Source organism: Pseudoalteromonas sp. SR45-5, from assembly GCF_014163565.1.
Taxonomy (GTDB): Bacteria; Pseudomonadota; Gammaproteobacteria; order Enterobacterales; family Alteromonadaceae; genus Pseudoalteromonas; species Pseudoalteromonas distincta.
In genome coordinates this window covers 1-1,397 of the sequence record NZ_JACJDN010000842.1, presented here as the reverse complement: position 1 = coordinate 1,397, position 1,397 = coordinate 1, and the positions used below count along the sequence as shown (strand labels likewise).

At 37.9% G+C, this 1,397-nt stretch carries 1 protein-coding gene; it reads left to right on the top strand.

Annotated elements, in window-relative coordinates; translation table 11 throughout:
• Positions 1 to 219: 219 nt before the first annotated feature.
• The gene (pyrC, locus tag H5072_RS19505; RefSeq protein ID WP_024595527.1) at positions 220 to 1,272 is read left to right on the top strand and encodes a dihydroorotase; all 1,053 of its coding nucleotides are present in this window, start codon (positions 220 to 222) and stop codon (positions 1,270 to 1,272) included.
• Positions 1,273 to 1,397: the final 125 nt, after the last annotated feature.

The following is a 1,397-nucleotide window of genomic DNA, read 5'->3' as shown; positions in this document are numbered from 1 at the left end:
TAAAGCGATGAGTGGTTTCAATACTCTGTAAAGTTTTAATATAGCGAGTTTTAATTAATCATAAATCATTACAATAAGCTAATAACATTGAATTTACTCATTGTGCTTTAAATAGTACCTCAGTAATTTTATCCATATAAAAACTTTATTTTTAATAAAATCTTTACTCGAAAACATCATATGCCTATGATCGGATAAATTCAGCCGTGGAACAAAGTAATGACAAGTAATAATACAAACTCTGTAACAACCCTTACTATCACTCGCCCTGATGACTGGCATGTACATTTACGTGATGGTGACCAGTTAAAAGACACTGTACGCGATATTAGCAGATACATGGGCCGCGCTATTGTTATGCCAAACCTTGTTCCGCCAGCAACGTGCACAGATACGGCATTGTCGTACAGAGAACGCATTATGTCTGCAAATCCACAAGGCAACTTTGAGCCATTAATGGTTTTGTATCTCACGGATAAAACTACACCAGATGAAATAATAAAAGCTAAAGCGACAGGTAAAATAGTAGCAGCTAAGCTTTACCCTGCTGGCGCTACCACTAATTCTGACTCGGGTGTTACATCAGTAAAAAATATTTATCCAGTTTTAAAAGCAATGCAAGAAGTAGGCATGTTGCTGTTAGTGCATGGGGAAGTGACAGATTCGTCGATTGATATTTTTGACCGTGAAAAAGTATTTCTGGATACAATTTTAGGAGATGTAGTAAATGACTTTCCTGAGCTTAAAATTGTACTCGAGCATATTACGACTAAAGATGCAGTAGAGTTTGTTGTTAATGCACCTAGCAATGTAGCGGCAACAATTACAGCGCATCACTTGCTTTATAACCGCAATCATATGTTAGCGGGTGGAATTCGCCCACATTATTACTGTTTGCCAATTCTCAAGCGTAACATTCACCAGCAAGCATTAATGGCTGCAGCAATAAGTGGAAATAAAAAATTCTTCTTAGGAACTGACTCTGCACCACATTATAAAGATAAAAAAGAAGCAGCTTGTGGGTGTGCTGGTGCATACACGGCTCATGCCGCTATTGAATTATATGCTGAAGCATTTGAGGATGCAGGAGCTTTGGACATGCTTGAAGGGTTTGCAAGCCACTTTGGCCCTGATTTTTACGAATTGCCGCGTAATACAGATACAATTACATTACAAAGAAAGCCGTGGAAAGTACCTGCAAGTTATACATTGGGCGACTCTGAAGTTGTGCCTATAAAGGCTGAAAATACAATGGATTGGTCTGTCGAATAACCAATAATATATTTAAATCTAAAGCCGCTTAATTTTTAATGCGGCTTTTTTGTTTGTGCTTTTGATATTATTGAAGCGTAATTCGACGACAGGGTGGTTGTAGGTGGCTTTTGATCTCGCTTACA